The 20,070-nt window shown below is 35.0% G+C and carries 15 protein-coding genes and 1 pseudogene; 12 read left to right on the plus strand and 4 right to left on the minus strand.

Going from position 1 to position 20,070, the window contains the following annotated elements; translation table 11 throughout:
* Positions 1-124: 124 nt before the first annotated feature.
* Together IGJ34_RS01285 and IGJ34_RS01290 are read right to left on the minus strand one after the other, a co-directional pair.
* A pseudogene (locus IGJ34_RS01285) lies at positions 125-1,035 on the minus strand (LacI family DNA-binding transcriptional regulator).
* A gap of 18 nt (positions 1,036-1,053) precedes the next feature.
* On the minus strand, positions 1,054-1,209 hold the full coding sequence (locus tag IGJ34_RS01290; RefSeq protein WP_430597936.1) for a hypothetical protein: 156 nt from the start codon (positions 1,207-1,209) through the stop codon (positions 1,054-1,056).
* Between the two features lie 225 nt (positions 1,210-1,434).
* On the opposite strand from IGJ34_RS01290, the gene IGJ34_RS01295 reads away from it, so the two are divergent.
* From IGJ34_RS01295 to IGJ34_RS01310, 4 genes are all read left to right on the plus strand, one after another.
* Positions 1,435-1,803 (plus strand): hypothetical protein, encoded by a 369-nt coding sequence (locus tag IGJ34_RS01295; RefSeq protein WP_069654130.1) that lies wholly within the window; start codon positions 1,435-1,437, stop codon positions 1,801-1,803.
* An 89-nt stretch (positions 1,804-1,892) separates the two neighbouring features.
* Complete coding sequence (gene lacD / locus IGJ34_RS01300; RefSeq protein WP_430597937.1) at positions 1,893-2,882, plus strand: tagatose-bisphosphate aldolase; 990 nt, start codon at positions 1,893-1,895, stop codon at positions 2,880-2,882.
* Positions 2,883-3,000: 118 nt separating this feature from the next.
* Positions 3,001-3,495: a DUF1456 family protein gene (locus IGJ34_RS01305; RefSeq protein WP_206834133.1), complete on the plus strand. Its 495-nt coding sequence runs from the start codon at positions 3,001-3,003 to the stop codon at positions 3,493-3,495.
* An 86-nt stretch (positions 3,496-3,581) separates the two neighbouring features.
* Positions 3,582-4,499 carry a helix-turn-helix transcriptional regulator gene (locus IGJ34_RS01310; protein WP_430597938.1) on the plus strand — a complete coding sequence of 306 codons (918 nt, stop codon included), beginning with the start codon at positions 3,582-3,584 and terminating at the stop codon, positions 4,497-4,499.
* Between the two features lie 139 nt (positions 4,500-4,638).
* On the opposite strand, the gene IGJ34_RS01315 is transcribed toward IGJ34_RS01310, so the two are convergent.
* On the minus strand, positions 4,639-8,100 hold the full coding sequence (locus IGJ34_RS01315) for a M60 family metallopeptidase (protein ID WP_430597939.1): 3,462 nt from the start codon (positions 8,098-8,100) through the stop codon (positions 4,639-4,641).
* A 629-nt stretch (positions 8,101-8,729) separates the two neighbouring features.
* Here IGJ34_RS01315 and IGJ34_RS01320 point away from each other — a divergent pair.
* Positions 8,730-10,265: a helix-turn-helix domain-containing protein gene (locus IGJ34_RS01320; protein ID WP_430597940.1), complete on the plus strand. Its 1,536-nt coding sequence runs from the start codon at positions 8,730-8,732 to the stop codon at positions 10,263-10,265.
* On the opposite strand, the gene IGJ34_RS01325 is transcribed toward IGJ34_RS01320, so the two are convergent.
* A complete protein-coding gene (locus IGJ34_RS01325; RefSeq protein ID WP_111248094.1) occupies positions 10,255-11,742 on the minus strand; it encodes a helix-turn-helix domain-containing protein in 1,488 nt (495 codons plus the stop codon). The genes IGJ34_RS01320 and IGJ34_RS01325 overlap by 11 nt on opposite strands.
* Before the next feature lie 262 nt (positions 11,743-12,004).
* Here IGJ34_RS01325 and IGJ34_RS01330 point away from each other — a divergent pair, with 262 nt between their 5' ends.
* From IGJ34_RS01330 to IGJ34_RS01360, 7 genes are all read left to right on the plus strand, one after another.
* Positions 12,005-12,694 (plus strand): winged helix-turn-helix domain-containing protein, encoded by a 690-nt coding sequence (locus tag IGJ34_RS01330; RefSeq protein WP_111248082.1) that lies wholly within the window; start codon positions 12,005-12,007, stop codon positions 12,692-12,694.
* A gap of 331 nt (positions 12,695-13,025) precedes the next feature.
* Entirely contained in the window at positions 13,026-16,190 is a 3,165-nt protein-coding gene (locus tag IGJ34_RS01335; RefSeq protein WP_430597941.1) for a MucBP domain-containing protein, read from the plus strand.
* A 21-nt stretch (positions 16,191-16,211) separates the two neighbouring features.
* Positions 16,212-16,532, plus strand: coding sequence for an LPXTG cell wall anchor domain-containing protein (locus IGJ34_RS01340; protein WP_181429493.1), 321 nt, complete (start codon positions 16,212-16,214; stop codon positions 16,530-16,532).
* A 1-nt stretch (position 16,533) separates the two neighbouring features.
* Entirely contained in the window at positions 16,534-17,328 is a 795-nt protein-coding gene (locus tag IGJ34_RS01345) for a WxL domain-containing protein (protein ID WP_430597942.1), read from the plus strand.
* A 31-nt stretch (positions 17,329-17,359) separates the two neighbouring features.
* A complete protein-coding gene (locus tag IGJ34_RS01350; RefSeq protein WP_430597943.1) occupies positions 17,360-18,169 on the plus strand; it encodes a WxL domain-containing protein in 810 nt (269 codons plus the stop codon).
* A 119-nt stretch (positions 18,170-18,288) separates the two neighbouring features.
* Positions 18,289-19,362: a DUF916 and DUF3324 domain-containing protein gene (locus IGJ34_RS01355; protein WP_430597944.1), complete on the plus strand. Its 1,074-nt coding sequence runs from the start codon at positions 18,289-18,291 to the stop codon at positions 19,360-19,362.
* Between the two features lie 27 nt (positions 19,363-19,389).
* Positions 19,390-20,055 (plus strand): YccF domain-containing protein, encoded by a 666-nt coding sequence (locus tag IGJ34_RS01360; RefSeq protein WP_430597945.1) that lies wholly within the window; start codon positions 19,390-19,392, stop codon positions 20,053-20,055.
* Positions 20,056-20,070 lie beyond the last annotated feature (15 nt).

Below are 20,070 nucleotides of genomic sequence, written 5' to 3' on the forward strand. Positions count from 1 at the left end.
GTTGTATGGTATAGTCTTTTTTTAGTTGGTAAAGAGTGAAATGATTTTTTCATATCTCACCTCACCAATTCTATACACGTTTAATAACGGTATAAGGGATAGAGACTATTCTAATTTCTTCCTCTCAAAAAAGGTGAAAAGCAGCTTTGCCGCACTGATTGATAGGATGATTGATCGTAGAAAAATTGAATAGCCTACTTGAAAGTAAATTTTCCTCGCCAATCACAGTCACTTAATTTGAAGAAAGAGGCTGTAAAATGCCAGCAGCAACATCATCTCCATTGGTAACGATCACTTGAAGGTTCTTCAAACCCGTGAAATGAATTCCGGCTTGAATCCCATCTTCGTATGTGCGACAGTTTCTAACAATCATGGACTCATCTGAATAGCCGATGATATCCCTGTAAGCTTGCAAGACTAATCCAGTGCTGGCACTTTCTTTTTCCGTTCGTCCAACGGTTAAAGCAATTTTCTCATACCCTTGTTCTTTCAGACTTGTAAACAAATCAATATAAGATTCTTCACGCTTGATTGACACGCAGGAAATAGGAAAATCACCAGTATCTCCACAACAAACGATTGGCGCATACTTTAAATAGCGTGCAATCAAGGGTGTGGGACAAAAGTAAAAATGATTTTGATGTGCGCCCTAAATGCGAATAAACGCTTCTGTCCCAGCCTCGTAATGATCATGCCATCCCACGCTTTTGCAGCTAATTCATCTAAATATTGTTTTTCGACTACAGGATCATAATTAGTTGGTTTATAGCCTTTATCAAAAGCAGCATTCAAGATGCTGCTGACAATTTTATCAGAATAAGGTTGGTTGGCATAAAGAATCATGACCGCAATATGTTTTGATTTTCCACTACTTAAATCCGGGGCTTTTGCATTTGGTATGTAATCAAGCTCATGCATGATCTGTGTGATTTTTGCTCGTTTTTCCTCAGATACATAAGGATGATTAGTCAAAACATGAGAAACCGTAGTGACTGAATAACCAGATAGTTTGGCAATATCATGAATATTCGCCATAAGGAACTCCTTTCACACCTAGTAACTACCACTTATAGGACGCAAAATATTGCTTAAAAAAAGCATCAAGTGATTACCGTAATCTATAAAGTGGTAATATTCTTCTTCATAATCAAAGCAGATAAAGTCAAGCTCACCTTCTTCTCCAAACGTCAATCCTTCTATTTCAGCCAATTTTACTGCTTTATCGATCGGTTAATTCAAGCATATCATTCATCATAACGTGATACCTCCTGTCTTATTTTTACTATAAAGTATGAAACGCGTATCAGGTCAAGAAGAATGATTTACTATATTTTGCTCTAAACATTTTTATCTGGATAAGGATCTATATTCCTATCTATTCAGTGGATGTGGTAAACTATGTGTGAACGAACTAACGTCAGGAGGAAGTGGAAAATGCATTTTATTTTTAATAATTTATTTTATATTGCGTATATTTCAATGATTGTTCTTTACGGATCGCTAAGTCCAAGTCAATTGACCTCGAGTGCTAAAAAAAGTTTTCGATTATTTGGATTATTAATATTAATTGTCATTTCTCTGGATATGACCAGCTTTATTTTAGGATTTAAATACCATTTTCTGAAGGATTTTCTATTGTATGCTCAAGTAATTTGTATGTTTATCATCTTATTCCAATTAAAAAAATCTTCGTTAAATAAGATCAACATCTATAGCTATCTGTTTACGCTGATTTGTTTAAGTATTTATACGGTTTATTCTCTTACTCAATTATGGGGATTTATAACTACTGTCATCCTATAAGGCTTGGCTTTTGTTTTTCTAAATTGTAGCGAGTATACTCAAAAGTAAGAGAGGTTTATTCCTCGAATAAGAGTAAAGGAGCTATTATTATGATCAAAATCAGTCAAGCAAAAATGGATGCCCTCAATCGTTTGTCTAACGAAAAAGGATTAATTGAAGCATTGGCGATCGATCAACGAGGTTCTTTAAAGAAAATGATTGCAGATGCTAGTACAACAGCCACTGGAGAAGAAATCGTCGATTTTAAAGAAGTTGCTTCCCGAGAGTTAACTCCTTATGCTTCGGCGATTTTACTTGATCCAGATTACGGATTGCCAGCAACTAGGGTGCGGGATAAGAATTGCGGATTATTATTAGCTTATGAAAAAACAGGCTACGATGCTTCAACACCGGGTAGAATGCCAGGTTTATTAGAAGATTGGTCTGTCTCACGCTTGAAAGAAGCGGGTGCTGATGCTATCAAGTTCTTACTATATTATGATCCTGATGAATCGGCTGCAATCAATCATTTAAAGCATGTATTTGTTGAACGGCTAGGTAGCGAATGTTTAGGAGAAGATATTCCGCTTTTTGTTGAAATTGTGACCTATGATGCTGAAATTACGGACTCGACTTCTGCGGCATTTGCTAGAGTTAAACCGCGTAAAGTACTAGAATCAACGATTGAATTTTCTAAACCACGCTATCATATCGATGTATTAAAAATGGAAGTCCCTGTTAATATGAATTATGTGGAAGGTTTTGCTGAAAATGAAGTCGTTTATAGTAAAAAAGAAGCCTTAAGCTATTTCAAAAAACAAAGCGATTTGACTGAACGCCCATTTATTTTTCTAAGTGCAGGTGTTTCTACACCATTATTCCAAGAAACATTAGTATTTGCAAAAGAGGCTGGGTCAAAGTTTAGCGGCGTCTTATGTGGGCGTGCCACTTGGCGAGAAGGCGTGAAACCATTTGCTACAAAAGGCGAAGCAGCTGGTCGTGATTGGTTTGCCACACAAGGCAAAGAAAATATTGAAACATTCAATGAAATCGTTGATCGTTGTGGAACTTCTTGGCGTTCGAAGGTTGAGGTTTTGTAGTACAGGTAGAACAAACTTCAAAACCATTCATTTATTCTGGCGAATCAAAACAAATTGATGCATTCTCTGAAGGAAAGCTTTATACTAGGATTAATGATAGATAATCTGGAGGAGAAAGATGAATAACAACGACATATTGATTCGTTTGCGCTATGCATTAGATATTAAAGATACAGATATGATCAAGATTTTTAAGTTGGGTGGTTTAGAGGTCTCAAGAGAAGAGTTGCGAGTATTATTAATAAAGCAAAATGAAGAAGATGAACTTCCTCGTGATGCAGTTTGTGATAATCGTACATTAGAAGCTTTCTTGAATGGCTTGATTACCTATAAAAGAGGGACACCACCTGTGAAAAATGGTATAGCCCCTAAGCCAACATTCTTGATCACTAGCCAAAGTAACGTCAATAATGTATTGCTTAAGAAAGTAAAAATTGCTTTAACACTTACCAGTGATGATATGCTGGATGTTTTGAGACTTGCTGGGGTTTATGCTTCAGACAGTGAGTTAAGTGCTATTTTAAGAAAAGAAGGTCATCGAAACTACAAAGAATGTGGGGACCGATATGCAAGAAATTTCCTAAAAGGATTAGCAATCAAGTATCGGGAATAACAGCAGGAATAGTGAAATAATGATAAGGATGAGACTAGTGAAAGAAGCTAGTTTTGTCCTTTTTCGGATTTGAGGAGGAGAATGGTATGAAGAAAATCGAGCGAATACTGGCCATCATCGTTTTACTTCTAGAAAATGAAATCGTTTCAACTGCTCAATTAGCACAACGCTTTGATGTGGCAAAAAGAACAATTTTTAGAGATATCGAAACGATTGAATTAGCTGGTTTTCCGATTGTTGCTCACGCAGGCCGTAATGGCGGTTTTTCTCTGGTAGATTCTTTTAAATTGCGAACATACACGTATAGTGGAGAAGAAAAACAAGATATTCTGAACGCACTGGATGTCCAAGAAGGGCTTTTTGGAATTTCTGATCAACAAAAGACAATCAAAGAAAAAATTACACTGCTGCAAGAAAAAACGAATCAAAACGGAAAAATTAAAAGCAAATTTTCCTTTGAGTCACCAACGATGCATCGCCCAGAAATTGAGATCGAAACTAAAACAAAAATCAATTACCTCAATCTTGCGTTAAAACAAAATCGAAAGCTAATAATTAATTATGTGGACAATAAAGGGGATCATACGCGAAGAACGATCCATCCCTATGAACTGATGTTAACGAACGGTAGTTGGTATATCTATTCTTATTGCGAAGAGCGAGAGGCCTTTAGATATTTTAAGGTCACCCGGATTCGACAACTTATGATTCAAGAAGTAAGCTTTGACCCTATTGATTATTGCAATCAAAAACCTACTGAAAAAGAGGAAGAGATCATTCAATTACGCTTTAAAAAAGAAGATTTAGGAAAACTGTACGATTATTACACGGAAGATGAAATGATAATAGCCGATAATCATGTTGATATAAGAGTTTTTGCCAATCAACAAAAAACGATTTTACCCTTTTTAATGATGTTTGGTAATGGTGTAAAAGTGATAGCACCTCAAACATTACAAAAACTGCATAAGGATGAAATCACAAAGCTGAATGAGACCTATTAAAAAATAAGGGTGTAGAACAAAAGTAAAAATCACTTTTGTTCTACACCCTAAATGTGAATAAACGATGGGAGCAGAAGCAATCCCTTCTGTCTCAGCCTCTGCGAATAAAGTCGATCAAGTTATCTGCAGTGTCCGTTATTTATGGGACTATTGACAATGTCCAAAGCAGCTCACTAGAAAATGAACCGATCATTTTATTTGCTGTATCTGGAATCAAGAGGTGGATACTAGGAGTATCTGTCGTTGGTTCATTAAAGTAAAAACGATACGTTCCGCCACCTTCGCCAGGTTTAGCTACTAAAACAGTTTGAATAGACCCTTGTTCGTGTTCATCAAATGTCAAAGTGAATTCTGAATTTATGATGGAAGGGACTTTCGTTCCATCTGATTTCTCTTCAGCGTAGAGGTTCGAGACAGAAAAGAGAGCGCCTGCTAAAACCTCATTGTTAGAGGTTTTGAACTGTTGGCTTTGCTGAACTTGTAAGTTCCAATTTCCAGGCTCTGGTCTAGTATCTGTAATTTCAACATAATAGGTTGATGCAGGTAACTTTTCAGCAGTAACATTCATTGTATTTCTTGAAATAGGATGAGTACCAAAGTGAATAGGTGAAACAAAATCGATGGATAATTTGCCTTCTTTGGTATAAATATAAGTAATAGTTTGGTCCTCCACAGTAAACAGTCCAGTACTCTTTTCTGGTCCTTCTTTTAAGGAATAGTCTTCAATTTCTTTAGGAGAAGTTGTAAAAGATGTACCGATTTTCCCACTTAAATGATCTGGACTTGCAATGGGCACATGCTGCTCATCTACGTAATTGACAGTAACTTTCCCAACTATTTCTTCAGGATTTTCGTATAGTTTCAAGCCCATATCTGTCACTAAAAAGTATTGTGTAGGTCCATTGAAAGTCTCATATTTTTTTCCTTCAACAAAGGCGGTTAAAGCTTTTGTCACATACTGTTTGCTGTCAGCATCAAGCGAAATACCCTCTTTATTAACTCTAGAATGTGTGAGTTCTATCACATCTCCAGTTTCCAATACGATATGTTGATCATTGACCATTTTAGTAAAGGCGTTGGCCCGGGTATTATTTTTTACTTCTATTTGAGTAGGTGTTTTCTCTTTGTTTAGATAGGTTACTTTCATAGTGACTAAAGGCGTTGTTGAAGGATCTGTTCCATTCATGGTATAAGGATCTGCTCCTTGGGCAACAAGATTTTTTTTGTCTTTATCATATGTCAAAAGTGTTCCATATCCGCCATGTCGAGGGATAACGATCGTATTTTCAAAATAGTAGTGAAAAGGAACCGAATACTCTCCTACAGAGCCAAACAGACTATTTTGAGCTGTGATCGATACTGTCTGGCTAAGATAGCTAGATAAGGTTTGCCCTTGTTTGATACTTTGCACAGGAAGTGTTGTTCCAAAAGAAAACGTCACATCTCCATTAACAGGATTATCATAGCTATCAATAAAATCGTCTGTAGTCAAGGCTTTTGAGATAGGAAATTCTGTTTGTTTCCATTTGACTACGGGGGTGAAATCAAGCTCTTTCCACCCTTCAGGAGTAATGATGTAATAGTAGGTATCCTTGGTTGTTGTAACCTTTTTACCGTTTATGTATCGAGACACTCGTCTGGTTGATTCCCGGTGATAAATCTCTATAATATCGTTTTCGGCTACTTTAAATGTATTTAATTTATTGGCAAAACCAATTCCTGTATCTCGACCATATCCTTCAGCATATAGTTTTTTCTCTTTCATTTTTGCACTATAAACCGTTACTTTAGGGTAGATATTATTGGGGATATTTTGCAAGATCTGCTTGTGATTTCCGATAGCAACAAGCTCTTGTGTACTAGGATCATAATCGATAGCAGCGTAAGGACCATTTTGCCCAGCCATCACATACGTATTGTTCGGGATGATTTGAGTTGGAACGCTGAATCTATTTTTAATCATCCGTTCGTTTTCAAAATAGGCATAGCCGTCTTGGATAGCAAAATTTGTAGGATCAGCAATATCACTTTTTAGATAGCGAACGGGAGAAGCAATCGGTTCAGAACGAAGATTAGAAAAGTATGATTCCAAGGAAAATCGATTCATTTCTTCAAAAGGAACCTTAAGAAAAGTGGTTGCAGTATTCAGGTCTGCATAAGGCAAGGTATAAGTGTGATCTGAAATGCGATATGTCCCGTTTAGCTCTTCTTGTTCTGTTGCTAGGATATCTTTCCAAATTTCTTTTTCGAGTTTTGGTAAATGAAGGTCTGCCAAGGCTTGCTTCGTCTCATCCGTTAACGAGAAACGCCAAAAATCAAAATAGGGAGTCAAATCCCGATTGGCTATTTTTGAAGCCATGATAATAAAAAATTGTTTTTTCTCATCACTAGTACTTGGTAAATCAGATGCAGGAGTTGCTCGATATAGTTTATTAAGCTCAGGATAAAAGCTATAGCCAAAAGTTCTAGGCAAAGTAACATACATACCTAATGCAGCAAAATAAAAATCTGTTGGGTATTTAGCGATTTCCGCATCCATGTTCCATAAAGGATCATTTTGTACGTTGGTAAAATAACGAGCGACTTTTGCTCTATAATTATTATTTTTGTTATTTGGACTCATGATGGCGTCATAAGGACTATTGTTGCCAGCAAGACTAGATTGTACATAATCTGAATAAATATTAACAGTTACCTCACTCATATTATCCCAAGTGTAAAATGGATTCTGGTAAGAGTGCCCTATCTCATGAAATAGCCCCCAGTTTGTCATATTCTCTCCAGAATTAAAGACTTCTCTATCGCCTGTTGTCGCACTATGCATGCCTAAATAAAAATCTGTACAGTAAAATTTTCCGATACCATCTGAAGGATTGGCTATATGAATCCGCTGTGGCGCTTTTTTCGTAATACCAAGGCCGTTGAAGTCAAGTCCAGCCGCATTGTTTTCAAGATGCAGAGCTTGGGACACATACTTCATAAAACGATCAACTTGTTCCCCTTTTAGAAAAATATCTTTTGCCCGATCCATTCGGATAGTGGCAATCGTATCATCGTTCACGAATTCCATAAAAGGCACATCACTAAATAGTTCCAAGGATGCTTTAAAATCTTCAATAGAAGTTTTTCCTTGTATGAAATAAGGAACATTGATGGTTTTAGAGAGACTGACATGGATCGTTTGTGTTGTAGAGGAATTGACTAAATAAACCATTCCGCCAGTCAGCGTATTGGTGAAGCGGTTTTCTCCTTGTTGGAGTTTTGCTTTTCCAGAATTGAACTGAAGTTTTCCATTTGTAAGTCCAACAACATTTGTATAATTTCCCCATTGCCCAACGCGCAATTCTAAATTCTCTGGTGCTTCATCTACGTAAATGATGATTTCTTCGTCTTTTGGTAAAAAAATACCTGTAGATTCAAAAGAGGTGTGAGCATTCCTTCGTTGATCTTTTCCCTGTTCCGTTTTTGCGTCGCCTCGAGGAATGATTGTCATTTTTAATAAATCAGCTGATTCAGCGTAAACGACACGCGAGTAAAACGCTATGTTAACAAGGGTGGCAAGAGTAACTAGCCAAAATAAATGCTTTTTTTTAATTTTCAATGAAGTAATTCTCCTTATCGTTCTGTCATAGTGAGTATTTACAATGAACGCTAATATGTATTGTGGCGATAATACATTATATAATTTTTTGGAAAAAAGTTCTTTCAACTAAATTTATATAGGAAGAAAAAAAAGAAAAATAGAGTAAAAGTCATATATATAAGAAGTGAAGGCTAAATGAGCGAGGGTGTTCTTCATTTAATAATTTTTTTAGAATTATTTATTTAGTGAATTAAGCATTTTATAGAGAGAATGAAGAATTAAATATGTGAATTTTATAATATAAATATAACTTTTTACAGAAAAATACGAATAAAAAAGAGTTTGAAATATTCTGATGATCGTGAAAAAGAACGCACGCAAAACACCTACATAGATGGGTTCTTATAGGTTTATATCGATAAAATATGGATTTCGATAAATAACCATTCTTTTTTTTTGTCGAAAAAAAGGACGTAACAAAGTAAATAAAAAAATAAAAATATTATATTATTAACTAATGTTATTTCAAAAACTTCTTAACAAGTGGAAGAAAAGGAAAAAACGAAAAATAAGAAACAGTTATGATAATAAAGATGTCGAAAATGTTGGAAAAAGAAATGAAAACCATAAAAAGAAGGTGAATAAATGTGCGTATTTTTTTGGACGATGTTTATGATAGACGTATAAGTGTTTTAAGTTATGTAGATAATCAAAGAAAGGAAGTGAGCTTATCGGAGATTGGTAAAGCAACCAAACTTTCAAAGAAGACCGTTTCAATGATTATTAAGCAGTTTGAACAAGAATTAGATGTTTCGAAAGAGCAATTTGAAGTATATTACACTAATCAAACAATGCAAGGTGTATATGCAAATAATTTAGATATAGTGAGTATTAGTAACAAACATTTAAAACATTCTATTTTGTATAAAATGATCAAACATCTTTTTTTGATGAATAGGATCGACGCCATCACTTTTTGTGATATAGAATTTATAAGCCCGGCGACATTCTCTCGTCATAGAAGAAGACTTAAGAAAATATTGAGTCGATGTGAATTAAGTTTAACGCGAACAAATGAGATAGAAGGCGATGAATTAAGAATCCGTAATTTCTTTTTTCTATTTTTTTCAAATGCTTTAAACAGCTGGGCATTCGATACAGATAGCTATGTAGAGATAAATGATTACCTAAGTAGCAATATAAAAGAGTGGGACAAGATCGATAGTATTAAAAAAGGGAAATTATGCTTATTGCTTTATATTTGTAATGTTCGTTTTGGGCATAAAAAATATATAGAGAAAAGTATTCTATCGAAGTTATCGGAACAATTTCAGGAGGGTTTTTATACAAAGTTATTATTTGACTACTTTCACTTACATAAGAAGAGAACGGAACAACAGTCATGGGATGAGACGAGTTCAGTATTATTTTTAATGTATAAAGAACGATTATCACATGAAGAAGCATTTGAAATTGAAGAATATCCTAAATATTTCAATGAAACGAATTTTCAGTTTACGAAGTACAGTAATCTATTAACGAATAAAATAATGGCTACTTTTTTTCAAGGAGTGACGAATTCATCGATTTATTGGGAGATAAGAAAAGAAATAGATATGATGCACTTGTTATTTGAGACTAGCTTTGTTGATCCAAGAATGTTCTATTACATTTACGATGAAAAAAGTTTTTATTATGCGGACACAGCTGAACAAAAAATTCAGTTAAGCATAAAAAAACTTATGCATGAATTGATTGAAGAGACAGAATATGGCCTGTTTTTTGAATCAATCAAAAAATCTATCAATCAAGAAACATTGATAGATTATGTCTATTTAGTAGTCTATACACTTTTAACGAAATTCCTACAAATGGACTTTCCGAAAGTGAAAATCTTGATTCGAAACTCTAAAATATTCGTAGAGCCGATTATACGTCAAAAAATTAATTTGATTTTTAGCGACAAAGTTGAATTTGTAGAAAATAAAAGCGCGTCCCCGGATATTATTGTGACGGATGTTCAGCTAAAAAAATCGGAGCCAGAAGCGAAAGTAATCTTTATTTCATCTTTTTCAAACAGCTTTGATTTTTCTCTGTTGCTAGAAGAAATAGAAGAAAAGATTTTAATGCTTTACTACGAAAGAACACTAGTAGTAAAAAATGAGTGGGTCACTAGTACTTGAATTGTGGATTATGAAGTGAATAAATTTTACCACTTATAAATAAAATCAAAGCATTCCAAGTGTCAGGATCATGAGAATACTCAAAATGGAATGTTTTTGCATTTGTTCGTTCCGATTCAAAGGAGTCAGAAATAATGATGTCCGCTTTATCAGAATCAAACGTAAAACCTAATGTCGAGTCGCCAAAAATAATCAATAAGTTATTCTTAACAAAGTCATAAATAAAATTATTAGGCGAATGTTGAATAAAAATCAGTAATTTAGCTTCTTTTTCAGCATTTTTCAAAATAGAATGAAAAAATTTAGCCATCAAAGAGATAAAACCTGGCTTCATATATTTTTTTAATAGGGGCTCAGAGACTAAGGAATCTGTTACGAATAATCGATAAGAAGCTTCGTTTGGAGAAAACCATTTTGCTTTCGACTCACTGGAGTCATTTACTAGAAAACGTCTAAAATCGACACCAATATAGCGAATATATAATAAATTTATGATTAATAAATAATAATTTTTTAGATAATTATCGCTTGTGAGTCTTATATTGTACGATGCTAATAATTTATTTAAGATTTTTGTGGTCAAGAGAGCGAGTGGAAGTTCAGAGTTAATAAAATGTTGTGCAATACTCTGTTTTTCTTCATCCGAATCAATATTTGCGACAAGAAACCGTGATAAAAACCCAAAGAAATAGGCTTCACTTTGTTTATCGATGGACTCTAAATCGACTTGTTTCAATTCTAAAAACAACTGTGTTGGAGCGGTTTGTTCGAAAAAATTAAGATAGTCCATAAATTCGTCAGAAAGAGATAAGCTTTCCTTTCTATAAAGGACACGCCAGAAAGTAACATTTTGAAAGTATCGGACTCTATTTTTTTGTGAGAATGACAATCTATCATCATGTACAACTATTGGAAGGGTCTGGAAAGTACTTGGTGTTTTTTCAAATGGCCATTCCACTCCTTTAAAAACGATCCAAAACAGAATAAAACCTAGCACACGAATATTTTTTTCTTCCCCAATGATATTCGTTTGATAAAGCGTAGCTGAAAAAGAAATTTTTAATTGAAAAGGCGCTAACATCGTTTTTAAACTTTTCAAATTCGAATAGACATGGGAAGGGCTTAGATTTAGATCCTGTGCGAGTGCTTCAACGGATACATAATGTCTTTTTAAAAGAGCTGCTAAAATCGAAAATTTTTGGGAATTCTTAATATAGTAGAGTCTCATTGAATCAATCACATAACTGAAAGTTAGCGAATCTGCTAACTCAACAGTATAAACGAGTTTTCTCTTGCGTATTTTCACTTGTTTCTGAGTGAATACACTATTGAGATCATCTGTAAGTTTTTGTTTATATCGATAAAAAGTTTTGCTAGAAATAGTAAATTTTTTCATCATTTCCTGAGTAGTTGCTCCGTTTTGGGCATAGAGAAGTTGTTTTAATAACTCAAAGCGAAGGGCTTCATTTTTCTTCATGAAGAGCGATTCCATAGCCTAACAGCTCCTTTAACGATTCATGTATTGCGTAAATACATACGTATAATAACATAAACTCTTTTAGGAAGCTTGTAACGTCTATTTTGAATGATTTTCAGATGAAATTTCAATTAGCTCCGACCCCTCTGAATATGTTGAAAACAATATAAATCAAAATGATTTATCATAATGAATATAAAATAGATACGAAAATGAAATATAAATAATGTCTATCTAACGTTGAATAGGAGAGAATACTAAGATGTATAACATAGGAATACTTTATCCAAACGAACCAGCAGAGAACATGATTGATTATGACGCATTAAGAAAAAAATATAATGTAGTTGATCTAGACGAGAATATTGAAGAGATCGATAAAGTACATGCGGTATTTATGCGAGAAGAAGAAACGTCAGATTTAAGCACTATTTGTGATTTGATTTTTAAAATCAAAAAGAAATCAGACTGCTATATCTGGATTGCTACTGCAACAGAAAATTCAGTAGGGAAGCTTGTTTATTTACAGTTAGGGGCAGATGCAGTATTTGGCGCCCATAAAGAAGTGAAAGAAATCGAATTGATCATGGATAATGCGCTATCTCGAATGGGTCAAAAGAAAGTAGAAAGCTCTTCTACAAAAACATCTTTTGGCAAGAAAGATATATTCGAATTAAATCCTAGTAACATTAGTGTTTTTATAGATGGAGGAAAAGAAGTTGTTTTAACGAAACTTGAATATAAAATAATAGAAGTTCTTTTAAAAACACCAAATACAGCGGTTAGCTATGAAACCATTTACCAAAAAATTTGGAATGACGATTTATTAGAAAACAAACAATATCGTGTAGCGAACGTTGTGTATCATTTAAGAAGTAAAGTTGAAAAAAATATTAAAAAACCTGAATATATAAAAACAGTCCGTTCGAAAGGCTATATGTTGAGTATTTAGACAGAGTGTCTTGTTTTTAAATCGGTAATAGTTATATAGGAAGAGAGTTTTCAAAAATAAGATTATCTAGCAGTAAATAAGGGATTTCGTTTCAAATAGTTCTTCTTCCTCTGACGATGTTGAAAGAAAAGATGAGTTAAATAATATATCATAATATTTGTTGATTGTTTGTTTATTAAATTGTTTTGTAAATATAAAGTATAAATTTAATTTGAGCTTTCTTCTTTTAAATTAAATATAATTTGAAAGTTGAAATAAATAAAAAGTAGCTCATTGGGGGAGAAAACGTACCAATGAAGAGACTAAATTTTTAAGAAAGGAGGAAAAGGAAATGAAGAAAAAAGTATTATGGAGCACAGTTGCAGCTTCAATAATGTTGGTAAGTTGGGGTTTCCTTGCAAGTAATAACAGTATCAAAGCAAAAGAAATTCCGACGAAGGAAACGTCGGTATCAACAAGTGATTCTGAGAAAAAGACAGAAAAAAATTCTCCTTTAAAACCTGAGTTGAGGGGTGCCTGGGGAGCAAAACCAAGTGCGCCACTGGCTATTTTTGGACCGACACGACCAGATTTGTATAAATCTATGATTCCTGGTGTAGCAGAAAGTTTTCCCAATAAGTACTCTTTTCAGCCGAAAATCACTGCTTTAACAGATTTGTATAGAAAAAGACCTGGAAGAGCCGAAGAACTTATAAAGCCCGGATCTTGGCCACCGTATGATTCTCTTAAGCAAACTGACGTTGGGTACTATTTACTCGGCACTCATATGGGAATCAAAAACGGTCGTTGGATTGATCTTAAATTAGAATATGCAGATATCGGGCCTGTGAAATCTACAACTGAAACAGTGACGGTTGGAACGAACAAGACTCTAACAGCGGGGATGGGGACAGTCCATCTAGCGTTTGCTGTAGCAAGTTCAAAGAATACGGAGCCTATCTTTAGGATGAGTTTTATTGATCACGAGACTGGAGAGCCAGTCAAAATGGATTCAGGACATGTGACTTTTAATGATATCGATTATACCGAATGGATGAAAGTAACGCCAACGGGTAGTGGGAAGTTTGACTATATCTCAGCGAGAAATGATAACGGAATTTTAACGGACACAGCCAATTTCACTTCTGAGCAGATAACGATGATTTCACCAGAAGATTCAAATGTGGCAGACGACGACTTTACACGTTTTTTTACCATAGGATATAGCAATGTGGATTCTCTTGATATTCAGTACTACACTGGCGGTACAGCAATCAATCTGTCGCAGTTAGAGGTGCCAGAAGCCATGTTTGAGTTAGAAACACCCAGTCTTGTGTCAGATGTCGATGGTAATTTAGAGGATGAAGTGATTACATCATCACTGATTCAACCAATACCATATCGAGCATCAATAGGGAAGTTGACAAGCCTTGCATTTGAGGGGACTGTAGATGACAGTATGAGCTTTATCAAATCAGATATTCAGGTTTATGACAAAGATAACAAGAATATCACTACCAATTTTATCTCAGCCTTAGATCCAAAAAATCCGCAAAAATTTACATTGGTGGCACTCCCTGCATACACGGATACTTTAGTTAATAAAACAGATCAGTTACGTATTGATATTAAAACAACGCTTAATAAAACGAATGATGCGTATAAGAAGTATCAGAATAACGCAACGGGGCAATTGACGATTCCTTTCCAGATGAAGTTGAAATATGCCAATGCTGGTGGAGTTGATTCGGGTAATTTAATAGAGTTAGATTCAAATATTGCTTTTGGACATATCAATTTGAAGAAAATCACTATAAATTACAAAGACGATTTAGGCAAAAGCTTACAAGCATCACAAACTAAATTAGGATTTTTAGGGGAGTCTGTTACCTACAGTGCACCTACTATTGAAGGCTATAATTTAAAGTCTCCTAAAGAAGTGGATGGAACGGATAATTTTACAAATACAGAAAAGAATGTCGATTATGTGTATGAAAAAGTGACGCCGAATGTAACGCTTGAAAAATCAGTAGATAAAGCCAAAGCACAACCAGGCGAAACCCTACATTATAAATTGAACATTGGGTCTGTACAAGAAACACCTAAGGACTTAGACACAAGAACAATATCTGTTGAATACTGGGATGATTTGGGACAAAAAATCAGAACAGACAGTACCTATACGATGAAAAAGGGATCAAGCTATGATTTTAGTGAGATACCAGCTGTTGAAGGGTTCGATGGTATTGCAGCAACAGTCACTTCTAATGCAAAAGGCACAGTTAGTGATGACGATATTGTGATTAAAATAAGTGGCTTTAAAGCGACTCTTGATATGCTTGTACAAAAGAAAGTCCGATATGTGGATGAAAATGATCAACCCATTTCAGATGATGTAACCTATCTAGGAAGAGATAAGTATATACCAAATTATTCAGTCAAAGCGAAAGTAATTCCAGGGTATGTGATAAGTGATGGACAAGAAAGTTATCCTGTTACCTTTGATACAACATCACCCGATGAACACGTATTTAAATATCGTTCATCGAGAAACTACAATTCACTAAAAATTACAGAGGTACTAGATTCGAAGTTGGAAAATCCAACCAACTTTACTTGGAAATCAAAAGAGAATGTAGAGATTCCTAATGATTCAATCACGTATGATGAAGCAACTCGTAAAATCACAGCAACCTCACCAACAGATGGAATTGCTTTTAATCATGAGTCAACGATCGAATTCGATGCGAAAGTGGCTTCAACTGCAACAGCAAATGATGTAATCTCGCAAACAGCTAATTTTAAAGCAGGTTATCTTGCAGATGGTACCATAGACGTTTCGACAAAAACGCCAGCAGAAACACTGGTCACACTGGAGTCACAAGTCATTGTGAAATTTATTGACGAGAGTGCTGATACACCGCAGATTGCGGATGAGCTAACGTTTACACAAGAAATTGGTACGACAATCGATTTATCAAAAGAAAAATCAGTACAAGATGTAATTGAGAAGTTGAAGAAAAAATATGAGCAAATTTTACCAGCTCCTGGTGTTGTTGAATTTAAATCGGATACAACGATAGCAGAGTTTAAATTTAAAGGTCGATTAACGTATGTTTCTTCACCGGAAATCTTTGATTTTGGACTGAATATTGCTTCTTTCAAAAAACTACGAGTAGATGATCCAACTATCATAGGTATGCCGCTTATTGTTTCAGATACCAGAGCTAAATCTCCAGGCTGGTCACTAAAAGTGAAACTGACAGAAGAATTGTTAAATGAGGATGGGAAAACCACACTTAGAAATGCAATTCGCTACAAATCGGGTGAAACTGAGACAATTTTAAGTAACCAGGCATTAACAGTTGTTCAAAAGCTAAATCCTGGAGAATACGATGTTAGCAAGGATTGGAGTGCTGCAGGTGACGGACTTAAGCTAGAAATTGCCCCTGGTGCAGTCCATGCTTTAGGGAAGTACCATGGTGAAATTCTGTTTGAGCTTGGTGAGACACCATGATGATAAGGAAGGATGATAAAGATGAAACGAAATAGTTATAGTATGGTTATCTTTTCCTTAGTTGTCATAAGTGTCTTTTTCTGGGGGATTCCTACGATTGTGCAGGCTGAGAATGTCCAAACAAATGGAGAAATCATCATTGAAAAAGACGAAACGATGCAGACAACAACTTCATCTAAGGTAGATTCTCCTAAGGTGAAAAAGCCAATAGGGCGACTGCCTTCGACAGGTGATTTAGTGAAAACTAGTTTGTCTATTAGTGGTATTGCCTTGCTAATTGTCATTTTTGTCAGCTATTTGTGGAAACGCAAAAAAAGCGCAGCGCAAAAAGGAGAGGAGTAAGATGATGCAGATAAAAAAGAAAACATTAACGTTACTATTTTTCTCTTTTTTTCTAGGAACACTTACGCCTTCGACTGTTTTAGCTGAAAGTGTAGATGGGGATGTCAATGTGGAGTTCTCTGGACGTAAGGACGTAAAATCTGGAGTCAAAGATCCTGAAAATCCAGATGAAGCAGTTGATCCAGGAATAGCCAATGGAACACAAGGTCCTTTGAGAATAGATTTTGTACCGCAACTAGATTTTGGTAAGGGGAAAGTCGTAAATAAAAAGGTCATTTTTCCAGTAAATGCGCAACAATTCAAAGGAAGTACGACTTCTAGAGGCCAATTTATTCAAGTCTCTGATTATCGACCAAATCCAACTGGCTGGGCGTTACAAATACGTCAAGAAGAGCAATTTAAAAGCGCTGAAAACAATACGCTAAAAGGAGCCATTTTATCTTTCGATAATTCTTGGACTAATTCTAAAACTAATGCTGCACAAGCACCAGATGTTTCAAAAGAAGTTATTCACTTGAATAACATTGGAGAAACCTATGACTTGGCTAAAGCAGAGTTTGGAAAAGGTGGAGGAACTTGGAGCATTGTATTCGGTGCTTCTGGCGAAAATTCAAGTGGGCAAAAAGCCACGTTGGCTCCAAAACTAGACGATCAAGGGAAACCAGTGATTGATCAAAAACTTAAAAAAAATATTTATAGCAATAGTGCTGTAAAGTTAGCTATTCCAGAGGCTGAAGAAATAAAAGCTGGAACCTATTCAACGGTGTTAACTTGGATCATATCCGAGCTACCATAAATAAATTACAAAATACTAGGAGGAAACACAAATGAAATTAACACACAAATTATGCGGCGCTGTATTATTAGCAGCTGTAGGAGTAGCAGTAGCAGTACCAGGAATCACAAAAGCGGATGCAGAAGCGGACAAGCAATTTGCTGGCGATATGGATATCCAATTCACTGCAAATAGTGATGACAATACTGACACGTCTAGACCAGACTTGACAGATTCCGATGGTAATAGCGATTCAGATATCATCTCTGGTACGATTACTAGACCACTTCGTCCTGTAATCTTCGGTATTCAAGACGTAACACCTCTAAGCTTTGGTAAACAAGCAATTGTTACTGACGGAAATGACCGTGTATTCTGGGCTAAAAACTATGAAGAACCAAATGGTGTAATGGCAAATAACGTTGCAATTAAAGACGTTCGTAGTACATTAGATCACAGTTATACATTAACAGCTGAAATCACAACTCCATTAACAACAATGGTAAAAGATGGTGCTAATGAAGTTAAGCAAGATCTTACTGGAGCAACATTACTTTACAAAAATATTGGTGTGAAAACGAATGTTGCTAAAGAAATTGCTCTATCAGGTGACTCTGTAAAGGGAGAGGCTAAAGTAACACAAGGAGCAGCAACAGTTTTTGTAGACAATAAAAAGGCTAAACCAGAAGATACTATGAATGAAAAAGGCCAAGGTCAATCATATATCCACTTTGGTAAATTGAATGCAACTGGTGAATTCGCATCAACACAATCTGTTCAATTAACAATCGGTAAAGAAAAATCTATCTTCCAAGGTGATTACAAAGGCGTAGTTACTTGGGTTATGGCTGAAACTAAATAATTCCAATATATCTATATTGGGTCAGTTAATGACATTGTAATTTAAAATAGAGGTCTACCAGCCCGCATACTGTGGGTTGGTACCTTATTTTTCTAAAGCTAGGAATAGAAGGAGACATTATGAAATATTATTTTGAACGAAGTATTTTTTTTCTATTATTATACATAATCTTTTTTTTGCTTATTGCACCACAAACAGTACTAGCAGAGGAGTCCTCTGGTGGGATTGGCTACAGTTACAAGATTCTTAAACCAGAAAATCAGGTAGGCAGTGCGGGGTATTTTGATTTGCGGATGACCCCTGGACAAAAGCAAGCAGTAGAAGTTGAAATAACGAATATAACGAATAAAGAGCTTGCTGTGGACCTGTCTATAAACACTGCAAAAACGAATAGTAATGGAGTCATTGAGTATGGTCCTACAAAAATCGAAAATGACCCATCACTGAAACATAATATTAAAGATATTGTTAAAGTACCAAAAACTGTAAAACTTGCTCCAAATGCAACAGAAAAGGTTGCCGTGGAAATTGAGATGCCAGCTGAAAGATTTGAAGGATATGTTGCTGGAGGAATCTATTTACAAAGAGCCGAAACAGAAGCAGAAAAGAAAAAGAATGAAAAAGTAAAAGGTGTAGTAAATAAATATGCGTTTCTTATTGGGATGTTATTAAGTGAATCAGACGTCACGATGAAACCAGAGTTGTCATTTAATAAAATATCTGCTGGATTAATAAACTATCGAAACGCCTTTATGGTTAACTTTTCGAATATTAAAGCTGTTTATGTAGAAGGTATGACAGTAGATGTCCAAATTTTTAAAAAGGGTTCAGATGACGCACTATATGATTCTAAAAAAGAAAACTTCCGTATGGCTCCAAATTCAATCATGGATTTCCCAGTGAGTTTAAATGGAGAATTACTTGTAGCTGGGGATTATACAGGTCATGTCTTGATTACTTCAGGTGACCAAAAATGGGAATGGAATGAAGACTTTACCGTCACAAAAGAAGATGCCGATAAATACAATGCGCAAGATGTTTCGCTGATTCAAGAGCGAGGAATTAATTGGAAATTAATTTCGATGATTGTTGGAGCAGTTCTAGCAATATTGTTAATTATTTATTTAGCAGTACGAACGATTTCGAAAAAGAAGAAGATTTCTAAAAAGAAAAAGAAGAGAAAAAAGCAGTAAAAATAACACTTAAGGAGTAGACCGAATATGACCGTTTTAGATTGGCTATTTGTAGGGGGATTGTCTACTGCCCTTCTTTGTCTCGTTATAGGTGTATTTTTTTTCATTTTAATTTTTGGGTTAATGAAACAGTATACAGAGTTAGGGAAAAAGAGACCAAAAAATAAGAAAAAAAAAAAACGTTGGGTACGCACGCGGCGTAAACTGAAAAATAAAAAAAATAGTTATATAAAACGAAGCATAACGTTACTAATTATCTCAGCGTCATTTGCTAGTGGTGCTGTCTATGCTCGCTATTACCAATTGACAAATCTATCATCTGCTGATGGTAACATCATTGTTCAAAGTTATTTCATTACAGATGAAGTGGAAAAAAGTCTAACGAGTTTACAAAACGGAGCAGATGTGGATAAAACAAGAGAAAAATTACTGGAGCTATCTTCATTATTGGTTTCATATGGAGGTACACTTCCTGAAAATGGTCTATCCCAAAAAGGTCAACAAATGATGAACCGCTATTATGTACAGATACGAGAGTATGGTGTGAATATCTATTCATTAAGTTCAGAACAATTAAGTGAGCCGGAAAGAATTACAGGGTATCTTGAAGACCTAAAACGCATCAAACAAACGCAAAAGAAGATTTTTAAACAATTCAGTGTAAATGAATCAGCCCTGAGACAAAAAAAATAACATGCACAAAAGGAG

The sequence above is a fragment of the Enterococcus sp. AZ177 genome, assembly GCF_050544585.1.
In the GTDB taxonomy this organism is placed as follows: domain Bacteria; phylum Bacillota; class Bacilli; order Lactobacillales; family Enterococcaceae; genus Enterococcus_L; species Enterococcus_L plantarum.